Source organism: Arsenophonus nasoniae (genome assembly GCF_004768525.1).
Classification (GTDB): domain Bacteria; phylum Pseudomonadota; class Gammaproteobacteria; order Enterobacterales; family Enterobacteriaceae; genus Arsenophonus; species Arsenophonus nasoniae.
This window is the reverse complement of the sequence record NZ_CP038613.1, coordinates 475646-494292: the sequence shown is the minus strand read 5'-3', so window position 1 is coordinate 494292 and position 18647 is coordinate 475646. Positions and strand designations below refer to the sequence as shown.

Sequence of the window (18647 nt, the reverse complement as noted above, 5' to 3'; positions counted from 1 at the left end):
CGCTTTCCTGTTAATATCATCAATCTCATTCTACTGCATGTTTTTATTCGACTGGCATGATAAAGCCACGGGTTATTTATACCTTATTGGCGCGGTAGTCGTATCGTTAATTCTGCTGTATTTGTCTGATAAAATTAAATGCATTACCCTTGCATGTCATCATAAGCATGAGCACATATAGCTTGTTGACACGCACTGTTTTTTCTATCTCTTTTATCTAGGCTAAATATTTTCAATATTATTGCATTAGAAAAAGAGGCAAGAAAAAACAGCAAAACTATTTTTCCAGTTCCAGGCAGTGAAATGCCGTTCCAGTTCGAGCGATTAATAACTCTCCCCAAGCAACGGGTTGTTCATCATGCAATAATCGAACCCGTGTTTCTAACGTCACCTTACCGGTCAAATTTTCAGCGGCGATCAGGGTATAAAGTTGTGCTAGTGGCAAATCAATGGTGGCCACCTGAGCTAAATAGGGTATTTGGTTAAACGTCACCGCTGATCGAATCTCTTTTATCCATAGTTGATTAACATCGGTTAATGTAACGATAGCTAATGGTTCATGCCACCATAATAATGCTTCGTTTTGCCGAATATCCACATCCCCCGCTAACCAATAACCATACTTGTGACGAATATTTTCGCAATCAGCAATAAAGCCGGCTAACAATTTAACCGTCACTTGCACAGATGGAGCGTCAAATGGTGACCAATTGGCGAAAGCCGCCTGCCATTTTTCCAACCCAATATTAACGACAACAAATTGACATTCGTCTACTGTAATCACAGGATAAATGCCCTTAGGCAAACGGTAATCAATCGGCTGTTGGCTCAATCTTGCATTAACTGTTTCACCAAGTAATGCAAACCAGGCGGCGCTAATACAAGGAAATAAATCTTCAGTAACCAGGCTTGGATCAGCGCTACCACTATAAGTTTGTAGCGCCTGCTGCCAATTAGGATTATCACACCAAATACCGACCGAATCCTCGGATAGCCACGACCACCACTGGCCATCTCCTTCAACATACGCAAGCTGAATGCGACAATTATCGTTTGCTAAACCGGTGCTTAACCATTGGTAAAGCATTCGCTGTTCATTGTGCGCCATCTTCTATCTCCAAAGATGCTAAAATATTTTTTTATTATATATCAATAAATTATATTTATTTTGTCACTATAATTCACTGTTCATTCACTATGAATTATACTTCAATCCATCCATTATTTCTATCATCCTGATATTTTGCTGTCATTTTCGCTGATTTATGGCCTAGTAATTTTTGAGCAAAATCACTGCCATTTTTCTCTGTATACAATCTTGCAGATAAACTTCTTATTTCATGAAATGATGGAGGTGTACCTTCCCATGTTAAATTTGTTTTGTCCCTTAATTTTGCAAATCCTTTTGATATTTTTTCTATTGAAACTTTCTTGCCAGCATCATTAATAATATATTCTGAATCGTTTTCGTTAATTTTTATTATGGCTGATAGCTTAATACCTATTATTTCAACGGTTAAAGGAATAGCTATTTTACTTCCTGTTTTTTGTTGAATAATCCATAACTTGTCATCATGAAGATCTTCGTACTTCATTTTTGATATATCAGACACTCTCTGACCTGTAACTAAAGCTAGCTTCATTGCTATTGTTAACCAATGTGCTTCATCATCTATTGATTCTAGAATTAAATTAAAATCATCTAAAGATAACCTTGTTCTTTGTACTTTAACTTTTGGTGACTTTGTAGGTAAAACAGGATTATTATTTATAATTCCTAAGCAATATGCTTCATTGAATATATCTTTTAATGTTATTCTGAAAATGCTTGCTGAGGAAGTTTTCCCGTCAATTATGTATGTATGAATAAAATCGGTGATCACTTTAGTAGAAATATTTTCTATTGGTGCGTCAAGAATTCCTTTTCTTATCGCTAATACTTTACTTTTATAATCTTTTAATGTTTTTTCTCTTAATCCCCTTGTTTTCAATATTTCTTCATATCTCTCTAAAAACTCATGGAAATAGACACTTCCTTGTCCATCTATCCTTTCTGTCAGTGGCTTAACTTTCTCTGCATTGAGCAATAACTGATTTGCACTAATAGCCTCGTTAATTGCATAGGCTTTGTTTCTACCCAAACCGTATTCCTTCCGTGTACGTGGGTCTCTATAGGAATAATACCCGTTTCTTTTGTATAGGTTAGGGGGCAAATCCCGATTTTTTATTTTTCTGATTCTGGTCATGACCTATCCTTTGCAGCAACATACTTTTATGACTAACCTGGTTAACGCCGTTAACTTTGATTGCATACTCTTCAACTAAATATTCCCTGCCATCTTTGATGGGTGGAGGCTGGATTAACCCATTTCTAACCCATCCCCTGACAGTGTCCATTCTTCTTGGCCTATCCCTCCTTGCATTCCATTCCGCTAAAGTAATCATGTTTATTTATCCTCATTCAAAAACTCACACTATTCTCAGGCGCTTCATTGCCCCATAGATCCCAGCCCTGCACTTTGTCACGAGCAAAAAGTTCGATACGTTTCACCTCACCGTAAAGTTTCTCTAATCGGTAATGGACTTCTATTGGTTTTTGGCTATGTTCACCGAGACAGGCGTAGATAACTTGTTTGATGGAAGCGTCCTTGCGTTCTAGTCCTTTTCCCTTGATGGCAATTAAACAATCTTCTGAATTACTGCGGGTGTAGTTACCGCCATTCATGCGTGTTTCAGCATTGAGTAATGTCAGAAAGTCATCAGCATCAGATAGCTCAGCTTTTGATAGCTTTGGAGATCCGCTCTTTGGCTAACTTATTGAGCTTGACCCAGGTAAATCCTTCATGGTTTTGACTTTAAATCCCCATGCTTCCGCCAACCGGATAGCTTCCAGCGCAAAGTTACCCGTATACCACATGCAGAGTACGGAGTTATCATTAACGATGGTTTCTATAGGTAGTCGAGTAAGGGAGTAAAGTCAGTGGTGTTGTAGTGATTGTGTGCTGCGCCGTTTGATGCTTTGTTTTGGTATTGCCAGGGTGGATCTGCGAGTATCAGGTCATACTTCACGTCATCTCCTAAACATACCCGCTTTTACTTTTATGCAAGTCGTCTATTTTTTCTAACACAGTGATTTTATTACCGCCATTTCCGGTTAATGTTCCGTTTTCTCCATCGGTATCAAATTGATATATCAATCCTTTGTTTGTTAATTTTTTCTCCTTCAATCTAATTATTTTCATCCTTTCACCATGATAAATAACCTGCATCCCTACTTTGACATGGTGTAACGTTGTTCGGTATTCATGGATGTTATTCATACAGTTACTCCCATTACCAATCAAATGATTACCATTCTGATCAAAATTTGATCAACTTCAGTTAATTATGATATATTCATGCCGTTGTGTGTTCGTAACCACAACATTTCCCTAATATTTCCCTAATATTGCCAGCCTTGCGCTGGTCTTTTTTTGAGTGATTCAGAAATACCAAATAGTGGTCAATCTCTAGTGAATACGTTGGCTATTAGCAAATAACGATTTCAGATTGATACCGTATACCTGTAGCCATGATTCAGCTGGCCATGACTTAACCTGACCATAACGAATATCAGGCACTTCGGTTGCTTCCACCTGGTTCTCACGGCACCATCTGCGAAGTGGGGCAAATTTGTATTCTTTCCCTGTGGCATTCTTTACAGCTGTGATGGTGGCATGTTTAACACTTTCTCCTAGTCGTTCTGTCAGTTCCCGATTTTTACGGGTAGCAACGCTGAGTTTACCCATTGCAGAAGCTTCACGAGTGCGGCTGATTTGTGATTTTGTTCTAATAGCTTCATCACGCTCACTGCTTATTTTTTCCACTTGCTCGGTATAGCTAATCAGCACTTTTCGTAATTGTGCAGGATTATCTAACCAGTCTGTTGTTGGGGTGACAGGAGCTAATTTTCCTGTTTTGTAATCCAGGAAGGTTTGATTAACCATCAATCTGAATCTTGGCGAAATCCTGCCAGCATACTCAATGGCTAACAGCTCATGAGCAAAGTGCCTGGATTTATGCCGCCTTTTGAACTTTGATTGCTTCTTGACCTAAGGCGGAATTCTGCCTTAGCTCTTCAATTAACTCTTTGGCTTGTTTTGTCTCAAGCCATGTTTTAGGGCGTTTAGCATCTTTGCCGCCACTGGCTTTATGTAACGCATTCAGGTTGAAACGACCATCTGAGTCTGTCGTGATTTCTACGCCAGCAATGATAGGGTGTCACCGATCATGCAAAACTGATCCACTAACGATCATCTAAAACTGATCCACTTGGTATTATTCGCACATTTTTGTACGGATAATTTATGTTAACCAAGGAGATATTTGTGGATATTCATGTTCGCTTTGCACAAGGACAAAGCCTTCGAAAAATTGCCAGTGAGTTGGGTATATCCCGTAACACCGTAAAACATCATTTACAACAACAGACAATGCCAACTTATGCTAAAAGAAGTCAACAACCGACTAAATTATCCCCCTTTAAACCTTATTTGCTTCAGCGAATTGAACTGGCTAAACCTGATTGGATCCCTGCAACAGTCTTATTTGATGAGGTAGTTGAAAACGGCTATCAAGGTGGTATTGCTCAATTACGCCGATTTGTTTGTCAATTTAAACCAAGCATTGTTCCCGAAGTAGTCGTCCGTTTTGAAACACAGCCAGGTCAACAAATGCAAATCGACTTCACCAGCATCCGGCGAGGTAAAAAATCGCTGAAAGCGTTTGTTGCAACGCTAGGCTATTCGCGTGCGAGTTATGTAAAGTTCTTTGATAATGAACGAGCAGAATCGTGGCAGCAAGGTTTAAGAGAAGCTTTCGACTACTTTGGTGGTGTACCACAGGAAGTATTGTGTGATAACGCAAAATCCCTCATCATCGAACGGGATGCTTATGCAGAAGGTGATCATAAATTACATGTCGAAATGCTTCAAATGTCGAAAGATTACGGGTTTAAATTGAAGGCTTGCAAGCCCTACAGGGCAAAAACGAAAGGGAAAGTAGAGCGCTTTAACCACTATTTAAAAAACAGCTTTATCGTGCCATTAAACACCGACCTTCGTGCTCATAATCTTGAACTGGATATTGAAATAGCTAATGCAAAAGTGGGTCCATGGTTACAACGCGTTGCCCATCAGCGAATTCATGGAACAACGTTAGAGAAGCCAGCAGATAGATTAGCTAAGGAAGTTAAGTCTCTTCTACCCTTACCAGCAAGGGTTTGCCAATCTATCCCACAGACTAATACGCTTAATATCCCTATCGTACCGCCCCTTGAATCTGTCAGTTTGCAACACTCAATCAGCGTATACGAAGCATTACTGGGAGGTGAACATGTTATTGCATGAACAAATTGAACACCTGTGTGAGTCATTGAAATTAAATTCTATTCCGACTCATTGGTCATCACTTGCCGAAAAATGCATTGCCCAAGACAAAAGCTACGGAGAGTTTTTACTGTCCCTGTTAAAATGTGAGCAACAACAACGAGATGAACGAACTCGTAATCTTTTGAGTCGGATGGCAGGATTCCCAGCACATAAAGAACTTAATACGTTCGATTTTGTAGTGGTCTAATAAAACTGTAGAGATTTATAGCTTATAATTAAGCAAAATCTTATAGGTATAAATATGACCCGAAAAGTAAAAGTAACCTTTAGCGGAAAGCAAAAACTGGAATATGCAAAACTCATGGTTGAAGGTGGATATAGCAATATCCAAGTTGAAAAAATATCCGGTGCGGGTAAATCTGCCGTATCACGATGGAAGCAACAATATCTTGCCGAGTTAAATGGGAATACGCCTGTAAAATCAAAAGCGTTAACACCCGAGCAACAGCGCATACAAGAATTAGAAGTTCAACTTAAGCGTGCTCAGAGGGATAATGACATATTAAAAAAAGCCGCGGCTTACTTCATCCTCGACAATCAAAACTCAAAATCGTGAAGCAACTGAAAATCATGTACCCCAATTTTACGGTCACTGAGTTATGCCATCTTTTTGAAGTAAGCAGCAGTAGTTTTTATTATGAAACGAAAATACCGACAGTTGAAAATGAAAGACTGTGTGGCGAAATCAAACGTATTTTTTATACATCGGGTCAAATTTATGGCAAAAGACGTATTCAAGCCGAGTTAAAGGGTTTAGGGCACCAAATTGGCACTTATAAAATATCGAACATCATGAAATTAAATCAATTAGTTGCAATTAGACCAACGAAAAAGCACTACTATCACTCATCGGGTAACGAACATCGATATGCCCCTAATTTGCTTAAACGACAATTTTCCCCTGAACAGCATAATCACTATTATGTCGGGGATATCACGTATATTAGACATCACTATGGGTGGAGCTATTTAGCCTGTGTGTTGGATTTAGCCACCAAAGAAATTATTGGTTATGCCTTATCAACAAAACCGGATTCGAAATTAGTGAAAGAAGCCTTAGATAACGCAATTGAACGGCAATTACCGGATACGACAAGTTTGATGTTCCATTCAGATCAAGGTTGCCAATATTCATCGGAGGAGTTTAGGGCGCACCTCTTTGAACGGAAAATAACTCAAAGCATGAGTCGGCGAGGTAATTGCCTCGATAATGCCGTGATGGAAAGATTTTTTAGGAGTTTAAAGACAGAAAGACTTAACCGTTTATCGTTTATGAATCATCAATCTGTTGTCTGTGAAGTTGAAAATTATATTCAGTTTTACAATTATTATCGACGCCATTCAACGATTGGTTATTTAACGCCACATCAAAAATATCATGAACTAAAAAATGCCGCTTAGATCTTCTACAGAATTTGTTGACCATTACACTTTACCACGGCAGCTGAACTGATGTTGCAACTCTCAACTGCCAAACGACAAAATAAGCTCAAACAATATCTATCACGTTCGGTGATGGCCCCGAAGTTGTTGATTATCGATGAGATTGGATACCTGCCGTTTGGGCGAGAAGAAGCAAACCTGTTTTTCAATGTGATTGCCAAGCGTTATGAGCATGGCAGTGTCATATTGACGAGTAACCTATCATTTGGGCAATGGCCAAGTGCTTTTGCTGATGACGCAACATTAACTGCCGCTATGCTTGATCGTTTACTTCATCATTCGCATGTACTGCAATTAAGCGGTGAAAGCTACCGATTGAAAGATAAGCGGCGCTCAGGAGCAATAACTGAGTAAAACAGTGGATCAATTTTGATTGATCGGATTTAGATAAAAAGTGGATCAGTTTTCGGTGATCGTTGACAATAGGGTAATGTTCATTTGTTAAATTTCGCATATAGTTATCCTTCAATATTAAAATTGATGAATGGGTATTAATTAAGTGGAATAGATTAGGGTGGGTAATGGACTTCTTGTTCTGTAACTATTTCTTCAATGTGTCGAGGAATACCCCCAAATAAACCATAAGAGCTGGCACTAGCATGATGCCAATAACCAGTAGCTCTTGTCCGCCTAATTGAATATTGCCTAATTCGCCACGTTTAAACCTGATTTGTGGGTCAATGACGGTATCGGCGTGCGCAATGTGACCAACTATCAGTTCGAAAGCAAAGGCGGCGCTGATAAACAATAATGTCGTGATTAATAGTTTGATGATGTTAAGTTTCATGGTTGAACCTTTTAAAATTGGCTTATTTCTTAACGCAAATCGCTTTGGCGTTGATATCCTTGAACGTTTCAAACTCACGCTCAAACTGTTTAGCGGCAAATTGACACATGTTCTCAGTGTCAAATTCCTGAGTATGAACACTTGCAAAGTTACTTGATGCGTAAGGGCTGGCGTACATGGCCAAGATTAAAATCCACATGGTAGGAACTCCTTGTCTAAAAAGGATTAAACTCATTATTTACTGGCGTATGGGTTGGTCTACGCTCGTCTCTATCTTTTAGAGTACGCAACAGGTTTTTAACTGCTTGAGCGGGTTTGTTTTCAACTTTTTCTAAAAGCGTTTGTCCAGTGTTTGCTACAAATGGCATACGGATATCAAAGCTGTAACTTTCATCGCCATTTTTCTTCGTTCTTAGAACTTTTTGCAAAACAAGTCCTACTTTTTTGCCATGGAATTCTGGCGCAACCAGGTTATTGTTGTGGACAACCGAGGTTACTCGCTGAATTCCAATACATCCCATCATGGCATTGACCATATTTTGACCGAAAGGGTTTACCGTGCCGTCATTTTTCTTACAACAAATACTTAGATAGTTAACTTTTCTGCCATCCTCCGATTCACCAGAGAATTCAATAAACTCAGCGCCTTTATCACTTTTGCTTAATTTTGCCTCTGCAATTGTGATCACATACGCGCCTGATTCATTAATGAACCCCCCTTGATAAGCAGCAAGGGCAGATTCTTCTGTATAAGTAAAAATAATGTTGTGATTCATACTTTATTTTCCTCTTGTTGTGATGTAATGCCATAATAGTTGCAGATGACTTTATCTATTTTATTTAAGTCATTTTCAATGAGTTGAGAATCAAACATTCCCATAGGGCTTTTGCAGCAATCACTGCCATTTGATTGAGTTGAAAAAGAGTAAGAGCCGTTTGATACATGTGTTCGTAAAACGATAGTAAAATATCCTTCGGGTACAAGCGTTGAATCAACTAATTTACCGACCGTTTTCATCCGAACGCTGCCGAAGTCATCGGTTTGAGTGTGAGACAGGATGTAAACCCGCCGATGCTCAGAACCCTCACCAGCAGCTCTAAACACATCCCAGGCATTCTTACCAATAGAAGTGAATTTGTCGTATCCTCGTTCATTACATTTAGCCATGAGTTCATTAACCATCACAGCCTGATAGTCATCAATAACAATAATTTCATGTGGAGCTTTTTTAAGAACGGCTACGATATTATCGGTTTGGTCAGTGCGATATATATTGCCATCAGGATTGTCGCTATTTCTTAATTTCCATTGTTTTGTGGGAAATGGCAGGCGTTTATTTATGCATTGAACGATTAACGTTTTACTTGCATCAAGATTTCTTAAACTAGTGCTTTTACCTGTTCCTGATTCACCTAGGATTAAAGTTGCTGTTCCCATTTTAATCACCCCTTATTTTTCCGCCTAATGGTCCATCTCTTAGTTCCTGACCAATAAAAGGATTGTATTCTTTATTTTTAGTATCTATCGTTTGGTGAGTATTTATCGATAACTGACTTATTAATTTTTCTAGCGCTTTTGCTTCTTTATCGTACATTTCCATTGCTTGACGTTTTTCTTTCATCGATGGCGATAAAGGTTCTTTTCCTTGCCTGATTGCGTCCATCTGTTGTATTGCATAGGCAATCGCGTCTTCTTTTGATAGGCATCTCCTTTTATCCGTTAGCCTCGGCATTTTCATGTAAAATCTCCTCGAAAATCCTGCCAGCTAACAGGGACGTTTAGGTGTCCAAGTACTTCACGTTGATGTTCATATTTGTTATGCTCCTTAAGCTCATTGCTTTTTCTTTGCACCTTGAGCAACTGAGTTAATTCAAATAAAGTCATGAGTTATTCCTATCTTGCTAACAGTAAAACGAGGCTTGCCAACGCGATGATTAGCACGGTGGGGATAATTTTTATGGTGTCTTTTCTGGCGAAGCTGTCACTATTTAAGACGTAGCGAAGCTCCTGCTGCTTAAGCTGGTTCATGTTTTTGGCTCTTAATTGATATTCAGATGTGATTAATTTGTAGAATACGGGCTTTATTCGTCCGATTTCTTTGATTGATATTTAAGTAGTGCCTGTGTTGCTCTGCGGTGTCGACGATGTGCGTTATAGAGTTCACGCTTTTTCTTCATTAACGCCCTATAGTGGGGCTTTGTATGCTCGATGACGCCTTCGTATTCTGGTTTTTCTGGGCTAAGTGAACCACAATGCGCTCTAGGGTCACCATTTTTGAGTAAATATTGGCGTATGGCAGAATGATAAATATCTTTCAGCGTCACGATGGCTTTTTCGCAAGCAAAAATATCTTTGGATGCCGCAATGATACGAGCAATAATAACGTCCTGATTCATCGTCATCTTAGGCCACCTGACTATATTTGTCGTGGGTGAATTCACCATTCCAGTCTTTCTTCATCGGTAGCTTACCTTTAAAGTATTGGTTATATAGCCATGTAGCCCCCTTTTTTAGCAGAACGATTTTGTAACACTGACGTTGCCCGTAATCGTTTGTCATGATGAAGGGGGATTCGGTTAGATACGTGTCTCTCGCATAGGAATGCACACGCCAGACATGAGCCTTGCTGATATCCTTTTCTGCATCGTAGAGAAAATGACGCGATTCGAGAAATAAATTAACCTGGTTAATGTTTACGCCATTAAGCTGCTTGCAAAACTGAACGGGTGTCATCCCAACCTGGAATAGATTTTTTAAGCAATCAATTTCTGTTTTTTGCTCTTTGTTAACTAATGACAAATGTTGAACTTTCTCTGCCATTTCAGCAGCAAGCCGTAGTGCATCAGGAAGCGTTTGTGGAATAACATGTGTAGCCGTTTTTGCCTGTCTCTCACATTCAATAAAATACTGTCTGGCCTGTTTGCCTTTTTCGTTGCGCTCAACCATTGATAACTCTTTCGCCATATCGAGGGAAATGTAGTAGTCGATTATAGTAGCGTTGTTGGCTTCCATTTTTTTGTGGAAGCGAATAAAGTCTTTATTTTCAACAAATCCATAATCTGAAATTCGCTTTTTTATCCATGTGGAAAAGTCTTGCTTACTTTCCAAAAACGCATGTAAATCACGGGCATTAACCGTTTGGATTAATGCGTCATTGATGTTTTTTGTTTCGATGTTGATTAAAATTGACATAAGGATATTCCTCAAAGTTAATTGATGAAAGATTTTGCAGATTGACCCCTAAACCCGTTATACTTACCAAAAAGGAGGATTTCCTATGGGTCAGGTTGCATTTGATACACTACAAGCATCGGAAGAGCTTCAAACGGCTGGACTTACTAGTCAGCAAGCTAAGGCTATTTCACTTGTTGTACGTAGATCGCATGAGGTTGCTGATGTAGCGACTAAACGCGATTTAGAAGACGTACGTAAAGATATGGTTGCTCGCTTTGAAAAAACCGAAGCTCAAATTGCTGATGTTCGTAAAGACTTATCTGCTGAGATTGCTGATGTTCGTAAAGACTTATCGGCTGAGATGAATTTGCGTTTCGAGAAAACTGATGGTCAAATAGCGTTGATTCGTAAAGATGTTGAAACTATTGCTACTGGACTACTTTTAAAACTTGGTGGTGTAATCGTTGTGACTATTAGTGCTGCAACGGCAATACTCAAATTCTTCTAATTCTTCAGTTGCAGGTTCAAATCCTGCACAGCCCGCCAATTTCACGGTATATCTTCATCAGTCTGTGATTCTCTTTCTTAAGACGATCATTTTCATTTGTTAAGCACTGTATGATTGTCTTAAAAGTGCGTACTTCTCTGTCATCATCATCACGAATATCAATACTGCTTAAGTATATTGAATCGCTCAAATCACGACTGCCATTAGTTACGCCAACCAGATTACCCATATTGGGATGTTTTGCTGTTACAATGCGTGGATTGTCCAGTCTCATTATGTATACTCCTTGTTAACATTTGCTGAAAAGTTAGGACGTGTGCCCAAGTGCCTCTTGGTGTCCGATTACAGTCATAACGGACGGGTTAACGCAATCAAACTATATTTAGCTATATAAATAGATAATTTATAGTGTGTTGACTGTCCCACGAGCGCAGAGCCGCATTCACACATCCTGAAATTGATTAATTGCCTGAATGGGAAAAAAGATTTTTTCTCCATTGTAGTTTAGTTCCATTAATTTAAGTTCGTACTTATTCTCAAGCATTAGCGGTAACTCCAAAATGTGATTTAGGTTTATTATTAAACCGTCTGGAAGTATACAAAGCTGCTATAGGCAAACAGCAGTTATTAAATGCGTCATAAACTTTAGTAGGACGAATTGATATTGCTTTTTCTACACGATTAATCACTTTTCTTTTTAGTGAAAGGACAGGGCGTTTAGTGTTTGTTGGTGTTTGTTGCTGAGAGGGTTTGCTTGGATTTAAGGCTGCTTTCAATGCCATATTAAGTGCTTTGTTATAGAGATAGGCTGCTTGTTTAGCTCTTCTCCGCTCCTGTCTCCGACGGCGAGCATTATCATAACCATGAAAGTTACACATATTACCTCCTGACAATGGGTTTTGGTGGTGTGTGCCGGAGGTATCCGGATTATATTTACAGTCATATTGGTAGTACCCTGGTGTTGGTTTTAACTTAATGACTGTATTTTGGTTATTTCACACACCCCAAAACCGACTGTTTGGGTGTTTTGTGGTTACGCTTTTTCAGCGAAAGAGTGTTAAAGAGCGGTACTGCTTAACTGTCGTCACTTGCCTTCATGTTCATACGCCTCAGGCTGGCTACTTAGCAACGTCTGGCAAAGTTTCAGATAACTCGTGGTATTGTCTGTCGTCTGCCTGTTGCAGTGAGTTGATGGGGTAATAATACAAGTGTTTCTTTATTAAAGCAAGTAAGTCTTGTTTAAAGGCAAGTTTAAGGTTGATTTTTGAGTTTAATTAACTGTTTTAAAATGGAATTTTATATGAAAAGAAATATTAAATGTGCCTTCAATGTGAAGGCTATGTGATGTGGAAAGTGATTGAGCTACTTTTACATAAACATTATAGATGCATTAAAAACTCTGCCTATAACCTTAACTGTATCTAGGTCAGCGATCTCATCTGGGTATTCAATGGAGTTAAAACTTCGTATAATTACTTTTTTTCCTGGTTGCCTTAATAAAATTTTTATTCTAAATAAGTCGTCTTGCTCAATAAAATAAATACCACCATCTACTATTGAATTATCGCAGCAATTAACAAATACTGTTGCTCCATTAGGTATTACTGGCTCCATGCTATTGCCGTGAACAGTAAATGCGTAAACACTTTTGGAAGGTATTCCATATCTGCGCAATGTTGATCGAGAATAACGGAGTTTAAAACCATTGTAATCCTTATTTTCGTTACATCCGCTACCTGCGGCTAACTCAATACTTTTATAAAAAGGGATTTCGACTTCATCATCTTCTAAAGGCGTTGATTCGTCCCATTCTGATATTTCCCGAAAATTCATTTTATTTTTTAAACGGCCATCTTTGTTTTTTTTCTCTCCAAACAAAAGCCAATTTACATTAATATCAAGTACATCAGCTATTTTCATTAATCTATTTTTTTTAGGTTCTGTGCTCGTTTCCCACTGTTGAACGGATTGAGGGGTAACACTGAGCTTTTCAGCCAGTTCAGCTTGAGTCATTTTTTTTGCAAGTCTTGCTTGCTTTATTCTTTCATGCATAGTTTTCATAGTCTAATTATACAAGCGTTACTTTTATTATTTCCAGCAAGTAAAACTTGCTTTTAAAAAGTAAATCTTGTATTTTACTTGTTGTTACGTAAGTACAAGGGTATAAATATGGAAGCATTGAAAGCGACCATTGAGAAAGCAGGTGGAGTTCCTGCATTGGCAAAATTGCTGAATATTAGCGATCAGGCCATTAGACAATGGACATATAAAGGATACATACCGCCTTCAAGGTACGCACAAATAAACAAATTGCTAGACATTCCTCTTGAAGATTTAGTGAAAAATAAAGAGGAATAAAAAAAACGCTCTTTAACAACCTGGCCTCCCTGAAATTGGGAGATTTATAAATTCCCAGCCCATCGGGAGGGATAACTATTATCTGAAACTTATGGAATTAAGTGTAGGATAAGATTGCTGCAAAGACTATCAAATCGTTATGCAATTCTTAATTTTGTGGCTCTTGTTTGTGATACAGCAAAGATTGATGTGTGAGGAAGTAAAGCAGCATTTTTATGCTTCACTGGTTTACTCTGACCATAACACTTACGGCGTGCATCACGAATAATAGCTAACTGATAGTCACTGGCTGTAGGATGAAATTCCTTAATGTGTTCGTAAGATTTATTCGGATTGAAACGTTTAGAACATACAGGGCATATAGCAGATGTTTTCTTCATAATATTTTTCCTTAACAAATTAGATGAATAAATAGTCCTGTTTGTGATGGAAAATGGGTTCTGCCACTTCGGTACATTGTCTCTAGAGAGATACGCCGTCCGCCCGTGCGTTAAAGTGCGCCGTTAACTTTTTTCAATCTCTGGCTGTTTGCCTTTGATACGAGAATAATTTGCGTAAAAAGCAAATGCGTAAAGCGCATTTTTAATCTCGACAAAAATTTTAATTCCATAAATTTTTATTTTATTGATTTTTAAGTTTTTTATTGAGATGTTGATGCGATAAAAGAATAAATAAGCCTATAACAATAGGCTATTAAGGGAAGAGATAGTAATCTAAGGAGCTCTGATACCGCGTTTTTTTAACATTTCATTAAAAATGAGTTCATAGTGAGTTTTTCTGTCTCTCATTTCTTTGATAAAGCGTTTAGCTTCTTCTTCAGGAAGGCTATCATACAGTTCAAGTAACTCTATTTGATCCGATTTGAGGTTACTATATTTTTGTTTGTTATTGCGTGAAGCATTATTGGTTTCACTACTATCTAGAAATAGATCAGCTACTTGCACCCCTAATGCTGAAGCAATTTTTAAAAGAGTATTTTCGCTATATCCTTGCTTGTTTCTTTCGAGACGAGAAATATTGCCTACATCGCTATTAATAGCTGTAGCCAATTGAAGAATGGTCATGCCTTTCTTTTTTCTAAGTTCTCTAATTCTAGTACCTACATTCATATTATAATTAAATATTCTTTTTGCGTTTTACACAAAGCGTTTTGCACATATTTGAAAGTTGAATTATTATGCGCATAACGCATCTAAAGGAGATCTTTATGCAGACACCATTACGAAAAATTAGAATTGAAAATGAATTAACAATTGTTCAAGTTGCAAACACTATAAACTGTGATGCAGGAAACTTGAGCCGATTAGAAAGAGGTACTCAATCTGCGTCTTTAGAATTAGCTGAGAAACTCGCGCGATTCTATAAAGGAAAAATTAGCGAAATACAAATTCTTTACCCACAAAGATTTATAAAAAATTAAATTCATTACCATAATCACCGAACGATGCGGTATACCATCGGGCGACCGGATAGCACTCTGCTAAATGGCTGAAGCGGCAAAACCCACTTAATCACTCACAATCTCACTCTATCTATTATTTTTTCACAAACCTCATAGAAATATTGAGGTAGGGAATTTTATTACTTAAGGATTATAACCATGGAATATTCAAATACTATCAAAATCACCTGCAAACCTGAGCATTTAGAGTCTTACTTCTACCAGAAGATGGCATCAGAAGGGGGGAATAACGGGTTTGCTAAATCACTCGGGATCCACCCCTCAACAGCGAGTCGGGATAAAACCAGAATATTTAAACTAGCCTGTCAGGTCGTCTCAGAATACGGCTTGCCTCGGCATGTGGTGAGTGTTTCTGGTTCACAGTCTCAAGAGGTTGTTATTACGAATATCTCAGGTGAAGAAATACGCAAGCTGATAGACATGCTGGAGCATTTGAGATTGCCAAAAAAAGAAGCTTCAGAGTTAAAAAACAATGAAGCTTTTGAGAATTGTAATGAGCTTTGTGTTTGATGAAGAAAGTTTAGTATTTCAAGGAGAAGGGAAACGGCAGTTTTCCCTTTTTTCTTTCAATTTCAGCGAGGTCATTATGCCAAAAAATCGCCGATTTTACCAGTCAAATATCCATAAAAACATTATTAGAGAGAGAGTCAATCGCTCTTTCACAGAGTTAGCCGCCAAGAAGCTAAAAGCTGCATTAGAAGATGCAAAGTTAAGGCTTAAACATCGTCAAAAATCCATTAGAGGTAATCAGTATGAGTAGAATAGCAACAAATTGGGTATGGAAAATTAATTTGAAAGCTTCTCAGAAGTTGTTATTACTTGCTCTTGCTGACAGAGCTGATGAACATCATTGTTGCTATCCCAGTATTCAAAGATTATCAAATGATACTGGATTAGATAGAAAAACTATTTGCCGACAAATAAACAAAATGATAGCTGAAGGGTTAATAATCGATACTGGAGAGCGAAAAGGAGTAACAAAACAAGTTAAAGTTTTACGATTAAATATAGAATTAGAACATACCCAAAAACGGAACAGTACCGAAATTGGTAACGATCCCAAAAACGGTACTTTGAAGGATCCCAAAAACGGTACTCAGAATCTATCAGTAGAACCTAACATAGAATCTAAAGATCTTAACACCCAAAACCCGATTGAAAAAAATACGATAAAAATATCTCGTTATGCGTTTGAAGGTGAAGTGATTCGACTCAACCAAAAAGATTTTGAACAATGGGCGTCGATATTTTCAGATATTGATTTATTGCAGGAATTGAAACGGTTTGATTTTGAATTCAGCAAAGAAAAACCTAAAAACTGGTTTTCAGCACTGAGCGCAAAACTGAATTATCAAAACGAGACGGCACGCAAACGGAAGCAACAAAGACAACCTGTAACCAATCAATCAACAATGACCATTGCTAAAAACGGCTTAGTATTTTTCTAGCCAAATCATCATGAAATCAATCATCAAATCAATACTCATCCGTGGGTACAACTACGGCTGGCTGAGCGCGGGCATTGTGCAATACGGGTTTGACAAATTCAATCTGAGGGAAGCATGATTAGCATTACGGAATTATCTGAGCGGTTGTGGCTTGATGTTGTCAGAGTGGCTAAATATCTCTTACCTGAAGGCAAAAAAGAGGGTCAGGAGTGGGTGGCTGGCTCTGTGCATGGTGAGCAGGGTAAAAGTTTGAAGGTTAATCTCTCTGGCAAAAAGGTTTGGTCAGATTTTGCTGAAGGGACAGGGGGTGATTTACTCGATTTGTGGGTTCAGGTCAGGGGCTGTAGTTTGCATCAGGCGATGGCCGAAGCAAAGCAGTTTCTAGGGATAGCGGATGAATCGGGTACATTTGAAGCAAAAAGGAAAAAACAGTTTAAACGTCCACAACCCGCATCACTGAAAAAAACCGTCCGTGAACCACAAGACTGTTACGAATATCTTCAATCACGAGGCATAGACCGCAAAACGGCGAAAGAATTTCAGGTCAGTGATGGGATTGTCTGGTCACCTGAAGATAACAGGGAATTACCCGCTATCGCGTTCCCTTACAAGCGAGATGGCGAGCTGATGCAGGTTAAACGTATTAGCACAGCAAGACCTGATGGGAAGAAAGTTATTTCAGTTGAAGCGGATTGTGAACCGTGTTTGTTCGGCTGGCAAGCGCTACCCAAAGCAACCCGTGCAGTCATATTGTGCGAGGGTGAAATTGACTGCATGAGTTATCACCAGTATGGCTTGAGTGCATTGTCGGTTCCTTTTGGTGGTGGCGGCGGAGCCAAACAACAGTGGATTGAATATGAATTTCACAACCTTGACCGCTTTACTGAAATCTGGTTGTCGATGGACAATGACGAAGTGGGACAACAGGCAGCCCTGGAAATTGCCCGTCGATTAGGAGAATATCGGTGTCGTTTAGTTAAACTGCCCCACAAGGACATCAACGAATGTTTACAGGCTGGTATGACGCAGCAGGAAATTGTACACTACCTTGAAACAGCAGCTTATTTTGACCCTGAAGAACTCTGTACAGCGCGAGATTTCTATCAGAGCACGCTTGATGCATTTTACGGCAAAGAGGAATATTTGTTCAAGACACCTTGGGAGTCATTAAATCGGCATTTCAGTTATCGTGAATCTGAGTTAACGCTACTTAATGGAGTCAATGGGCACGGTAAGAGTGAAATTTTAGGGCATGTTCTGTGTGAAGCAATGCGTCAGGGAATGAGAGCCTGTGTTGCTTCGTTTGAGTTAAAACCCGCAACGTTTTTAAAGCGTCTGACCCGTCAGGCGACATGTGCTAAATTACCCTCACAATTAGAAATTGAGTCCGCTTTTAAGTTTTATGATGATAGGCTCTGGTTATTTGGCTTAACAGGGACAGCGAAATCATCACGATTACTCGAAATATTTAAATATGCTAACCGCCGATATGGTATCAACCTGTTTATCATTGACAGCCTGATGAAGTGTGGGCTTGCCGATGATGATTACAACGGGCAAAAAGCCTTCATGGATGCACTATGTGATTTTAAAAACAAAACCTCATGCCACGTTATTTTAGTGACACACAGCCGTAAATCGGAAAGTGAGGAGAAACCCACAGGGAAAATGGACGTAAAAGGCTCAGGTTCAATCACCGACCTTGCCGATAACCTTTTCATTATTTGGCGAAATAAACGCAGAGAGCGAGCGCTACAGAAGCTAGAGGCCAGTCAACTATTAACTGAAAAAGAGCAGGAATATCTAAAAGAGCCCGCTTCCATATTGTGTTTAGAAAAACAGCGCAATGGTGAGGGGTGGGAAGGAAAAATCTCATTGTATCTGGATAAACAGGCGCATCAATTTTTAGCAGAAGAAAATACAAGCCCTTATAATTACATCGCCAACATGCCAAACAGTGACTATGACCAGGTTTGGATGAACAACAATGTATCTAGAGATTAAACTCAGATTTAACATCTTCAAATAATCAGGACA

General features: G+C 38.8%; 29 protein-coding genes and 2 pseudogenes. 11 read left to right on the top strand and 20 right to left on the bottom strand.

Annotated features, from left to right (window positions below; translation table 11 throughout):
• Positions 1-277: 277 nt before the first annotated feature.
• The 7 genes and pseudogenes from ArsFIN_RS02335 to ArsFIN_RS27120 all read right to left on the bottom strand — a co-directional run bounded on the left by ArsFIN_RS02335 (position 278) and on the right by ArsFIN_RS27120 (position 4206).
• On the bottom strand, positions 278-1108 hold the full coding sequence (locus tag ArsFIN_RS02335; protein ID WP_026821506.1) for a hypothetical protein: 831 nt from the start codon (positions 1106-1108) through the stop codon (positions 278-280).
• Positions 1109-1202: 94 nt separating this feature from the next.
• Positions 1203-2246 carry a tyrosine-type recombinase/integrase gene (locus tag ArsFIN_RS02330; protein ID WP_135677446.1) on the bottom strand — a complete coding sequence of 348 codons (1044 nt, stop codon included), beginning with the start codon at positions 2244-2246 and terminating at the stop codon, positions 1203-1205.
• Complete coding sequence (locus ArsFIN_RS02325) at positions 2203-2445, bottom strand: excisionase (protein WP_026823455.1); 243 nt, start codon at positions 2443-2445, stop codon at positions 2203-2205. Before ArsFIN_RS02325 ends, ArsFIN_RS02330 begins: the two co-directional genes overlap by 44 nt.
• Positions 2446-2461: 16 nt before the next feature.
• A pseudogene (locus ArsFIN_RS02320) lies at positions 2462-3069 on the bottom strand (MT-A70 family methyltransferase).
• Between the two features lie 8 nt (positions 3070-3077).
• Positions 3078-3320, bottom strand: coding sequence for a hypothetical protein (locus ArsFIN_RS02315; RefSeq protein WP_135677445.1), 243 nt, complete (start codon positions 3318-3320; stop codon positions 3078-3080).
• A gap of 189 nt (positions 3321-3509) precedes the next feature.
• A complete protein-coding gene (locus ArsFIN_RS27125) occupies positions 3510-3986 on the bottom strand; it encodes a hypothetical protein (protein ID WP_338023317.1) in 477 nt (158 codons plus the stop codon).
• A 70-nt stretch (positions 3987-4056) separates the two neighbouring features.
• Positions 4057-4206, bottom strand: coding sequence for a KilA-N domain-containing protein (locus ArsFIN_RS27120; RefSeq protein ID WP_246067412.1), 150 nt, complete (start codon positions 4204-4206; stop codon positions 4057-4059).
• A gap of 140 nt (positions 4207-4346) precedes the next feature.
• Between ArsFIN_RS27120 and istA the strand changes: the two genes are divergently transcribed.
• The 4 genes and pseudogenes from istA to ArsFIN_RS02285 form a co-directional block, all read left to right on the top strand.
• The gene (gene istA / locus ArsFIN_RS02300) at positions 4347-5387 is read left to right on the top strand and encodes an IS21 family transposase (protein WP_135677417.1); all 1041 of its coding nucleotides are present in this window, start codon (positions 4347-4349) and stop codon (positions 5385-5387) included.
• Positions 5374-5616 (top strand): ATP-binding protein, encoded by a 243-nt coding sequence (locus ArsFIN_RS02295; protein WP_246067319.1) that lies wholly within the window; start codon positions 5374-5376, stop codon positions 5614-5616. Before istA ends, ArsFIN_RS02295 begins: the two co-directional genes overlap by 14 nt.
• A gap of 54 nt (positions 5617-5670) precedes the next feature.
• Positions 5671-6830, top strand: a protein-coding gene (locus ArsFIN_RS02290; protein ID WP_135677411.1) for an IS3 family transposase whose coding sequence is annotated in 2 segments (ribosomal slippage) — positions 5671-5950 and positions 5950-6830 — 1161 coding nt in all. Because the reading frame shifts where the segments join, the coding sequence is not laid out codon by codon here.
• 30 nt (positions 6831-6860) lie between these two features.
• Positions 6861-7226: pseudogene (locus ArsFIN_RS02285) on the top strand (ATP-binding protein); the annotation flags it as partial.
• 187 nt (positions 7227-7413) lie between these two features.
• Here the strand turns inward: ArsFIN_RS02285 and ArsFIN_RS02280 are convergent.
• The 8 genes from ArsFIN_RS02280 to ArsFIN_RS26925 form a co-directional block, all read right to left on the bottom strand.
• Complete coding sequence (locus ArsFIN_RS02280) at positions 7414-7659, bottom strand: hypothetical protein (RefSeq protein ID WP_034250100.1); 246 nt, start codon at positions 7657-7659, stop codon at positions 7414-7416.
• A gap of 22 nt (positions 7660-7681) precedes the next feature.
• The gene (locus ArsFIN_RS26165; RefSeq protein WP_167876650.1) at positions 7682-7858 is read right to left on the bottom strand and encodes a hypothetical protein; all 177 of its coding nucleotides are present in this window, start codon (positions 7856-7858) and stop codon (positions 7682-7684) included.
• 16 nt (positions 7859-7874) lie between these two features.
• Positions 7875-8435 (bottom strand): DUF669 domain-containing protein, encoded by a 561-nt coding sequence (locus tag ArsFIN_RS02275; protein WP_135677444.1) that lies wholly within the window; start codon positions 8433-8435, stop codon positions 7875-7877.
• Positions 8432-9097: an ATP-binding protein gene (locus ArsFIN_RS02270; protein WP_135677443.1), complete on the bottom strand. Its 666-nt coding sequence runs from the start codon at positions 9095-9097 to the stop codon at positions 8432-8434. Before ArsFIN_RS02270 ends, ArsFIN_RS02275 begins: the two co-directional genes overlap by 4 nt.
• A gap of 1 nt (position 9098) precedes the next feature.
• On the bottom strand, positions 9099-9398 hold the full coding sequence (locus ArsFIN_RS02265) for a hypothetical protein (protein WP_135677442.1): 300 nt from the start codon (positions 9396-9398) through the stop codon (positions 9099-9101).
• Positions 9395-9544, bottom strand: a complete 150-nt coding sequence (locus ArsFIN_RS26160; protein ID WP_167876649.1) for a hypothetical protein — start codon at positions 9542-9544, stop codon at positions 9395-9397. Before ArsFIN_RS26160 ends, ArsFIN_RS02265 begins: the two co-directional genes overlap by 4 nt.
• A 197-nt stretch (positions 9545-9741) precedes the next feature.
• On the bottom strand, positions 9742-10062 hold the full coding sequence (locus ArsFIN_RS02260; protein WP_135677441.1) for a hypothetical protein: 321 nt from the start codon (positions 10060-10062) through the stop codon (positions 9742-9744).
• A gap of 1 nt (position 10063) precedes the next feature.
• Positions 10064-10852 carry an antA/AntB antirepressor family protein gene (locus ArsFIN_RS26925; protein WP_210409095.1) on the bottom strand — a complete coding sequence of 263 codons (789 nt, stop codon included), beginning with the start codon at positions 10850-10852 and terminating at the stop codon, positions 10064-10066.
• A gap of 85 nt (positions 10853-10937) precedes the next feature.
• Here ArsFIN_RS26925 and ArsFIN_RS02245 point away from each other — a divergent pair, with 85 nt between their 5' ends.
• The gene (locus ArsFIN_RS02245; protein ID WP_135677440.1) at positions 10938-11342 is read left to right on the top strand and encodes a hypothetical protein; all 405 of its coding nucleotides are present in this window, start codon (positions 10938-10940) and stop codon (positions 11340-11342) included.
• 16 nt (positions 11343-11358) lie between these two features.
• On the opposite strand, the gene ArsFIN_RS02240 is transcribed toward ArsFIN_RS02245, so the two are convergent.
• The 3 genes from ArsFIN_RS02240 to ArsFIN_RS02230 all read right to left on the bottom strand — a co-directional run bounded on the left by ArsFIN_RS02240 (position 11359) and on the right by ArsFIN_RS02230 (position 13403).
• A complete protein-coding gene (locus ArsFIN_RS02240; RefSeq protein ID WP_135677439.1) occupies positions 11359-11616 on the bottom strand; it encodes a hypothetical protein in 258 nt (85 codons plus the stop codon).
• Positions 11617-11878: 262 nt separating this feature from the next.
• Positions 11879-12220 carry a hypothetical protein gene (locus ArsFIN_RS02235; RefSeq protein ID WP_135677438.1) on the bottom strand — a complete coding sequence of 114 codons (342 nt, stop codon included), beginning with the start codon at positions 12218-12220 and terminating at the stop codon, positions 11879-11881.
• A 490-nt stretch (positions 12221-12710) separates the two neighbouring features.
• Positions 12711-13403 carry an XRE family transcriptional regulator gene (locus tag ArsFIN_RS02230; RefSeq protein ID WP_026823841.1) on the bottom strand — a complete coding sequence of 231 codons (693 nt, stop codon included), beginning with the start codon at positions 13401-13403 and terminating at the stop codon, positions 12711-12713.
• 108 nt (positions 13404-13511) lie between these two features.
• On the opposite strand from ArsFIN_RS02230, the gene ArsFIN_RS02225 reads away from it, so the two are divergent.
• The gene (locus tag ArsFIN_RS02225; RefSeq protein WP_026823840.1) at positions 13512-13700 is read left to right on the top strand and encodes a Cro/CI family transcriptional regulator; all 189 of its coding nucleotides are present in this window, start codon (positions 13512-13514) and stop codon (positions 13698-13700) included.
• Positions 13701-13837: 137 nt separating this feature from the next.
• Here the strand turns inward: ArsFIN_RS02225 and ArsFIN_RS02220 are convergent, their stop codons facing one another.
• Positions 13838-14080 (bottom strand): hypothetical protein, encoded by a 243-nt coding sequence (locus ArsFIN_RS02220; protein ID WP_026823839.1) that lies wholly within the window; start codon positions 14078-14080, stop codon positions 13838-13840.
• Positions 14081-14413: 333 nt separating this feature from the next.
• On the bottom strand, positions 14414-14809 hold the full coding sequence (locus tag ArsFIN_RS02215) for a helix-turn-helix domain-containing protein (protein ID WP_051297149.1): 396 nt from the start codon (positions 14807-14809) through the stop codon (positions 14414-14416).
• A 98-nt stretch (positions 14810-14907) separates the two neighbouring features.
• On the opposite strand from ArsFIN_RS02215, the gene ArsFIN_RS02210 reads away from it, so the two are divergent.
• The 5 genes from ArsFIN_RS02210 to ArsFIN_RS02190 all read left to right on the top strand — a co-directional run bounded on the left by ArsFIN_RS02210 (position 14908) and on the right by ArsFIN_RS02190 (position 18614).
• A complete protein-coding gene (locus ArsFIN_RS02210) occupies positions 14908-15120 on the top strand; it encodes a helix-turn-helix domain-containing protein (RefSeq protein ID WP_026823838.1) in 213 nt (70 codons plus the stop codon).
• 180 nt (positions 15121-15300) lie between these two features.
• The gene (locus ArsFIN_RS02205; RefSeq protein ID WP_026823837.1) at positions 15301-15672 is read left to right on the top strand and encodes a hypothetical protein; all 372 of its coding nucleotides are present in this window, start codon (positions 15301-15303) and stop codon (positions 15670-15672) included.
• Positions 15656-15922 carry a hypothetical protein gene (locus ArsFIN_RS02200; protein ID WP_034250169.1) on the top strand — a complete coding sequence of 89 codons (267 nt, stop codon included), beginning with the start codon at positions 15656-15658 and terminating at the stop codon, positions 15920-15922. Before ArsFIN_RS02205 ends, ArsFIN_RS02200 begins: the two co-directional genes overlap by 17 nt.
• Positions 15915-16610, top strand: coding sequence for a helix-turn-helix domain-containing protein (locus tag ArsFIN_RS02195; RefSeq protein WP_051297148.1), 696 nt, complete (start codon positions 15915-15917; stop codon positions 16608-16610). The genes ArsFIN_RS02200 and ArsFIN_RS02195 overlap by 8 nt, the downstream gene beginning before the upstream one ends.
• Positions 16611-16724: 114 nt before the next feature.
• Positions 16725-18614 (top strand): toprim domain-containing protein, encoded by a 1890-nt coding sequence (locus ArsFIN_RS02190; protein ID WP_407062009.1) that lies wholly within the window; start codon positions 16725-16727, stop codon positions 18612-18614.
• Positions 18615-18647: the final 33 nt, after the last annotated feature.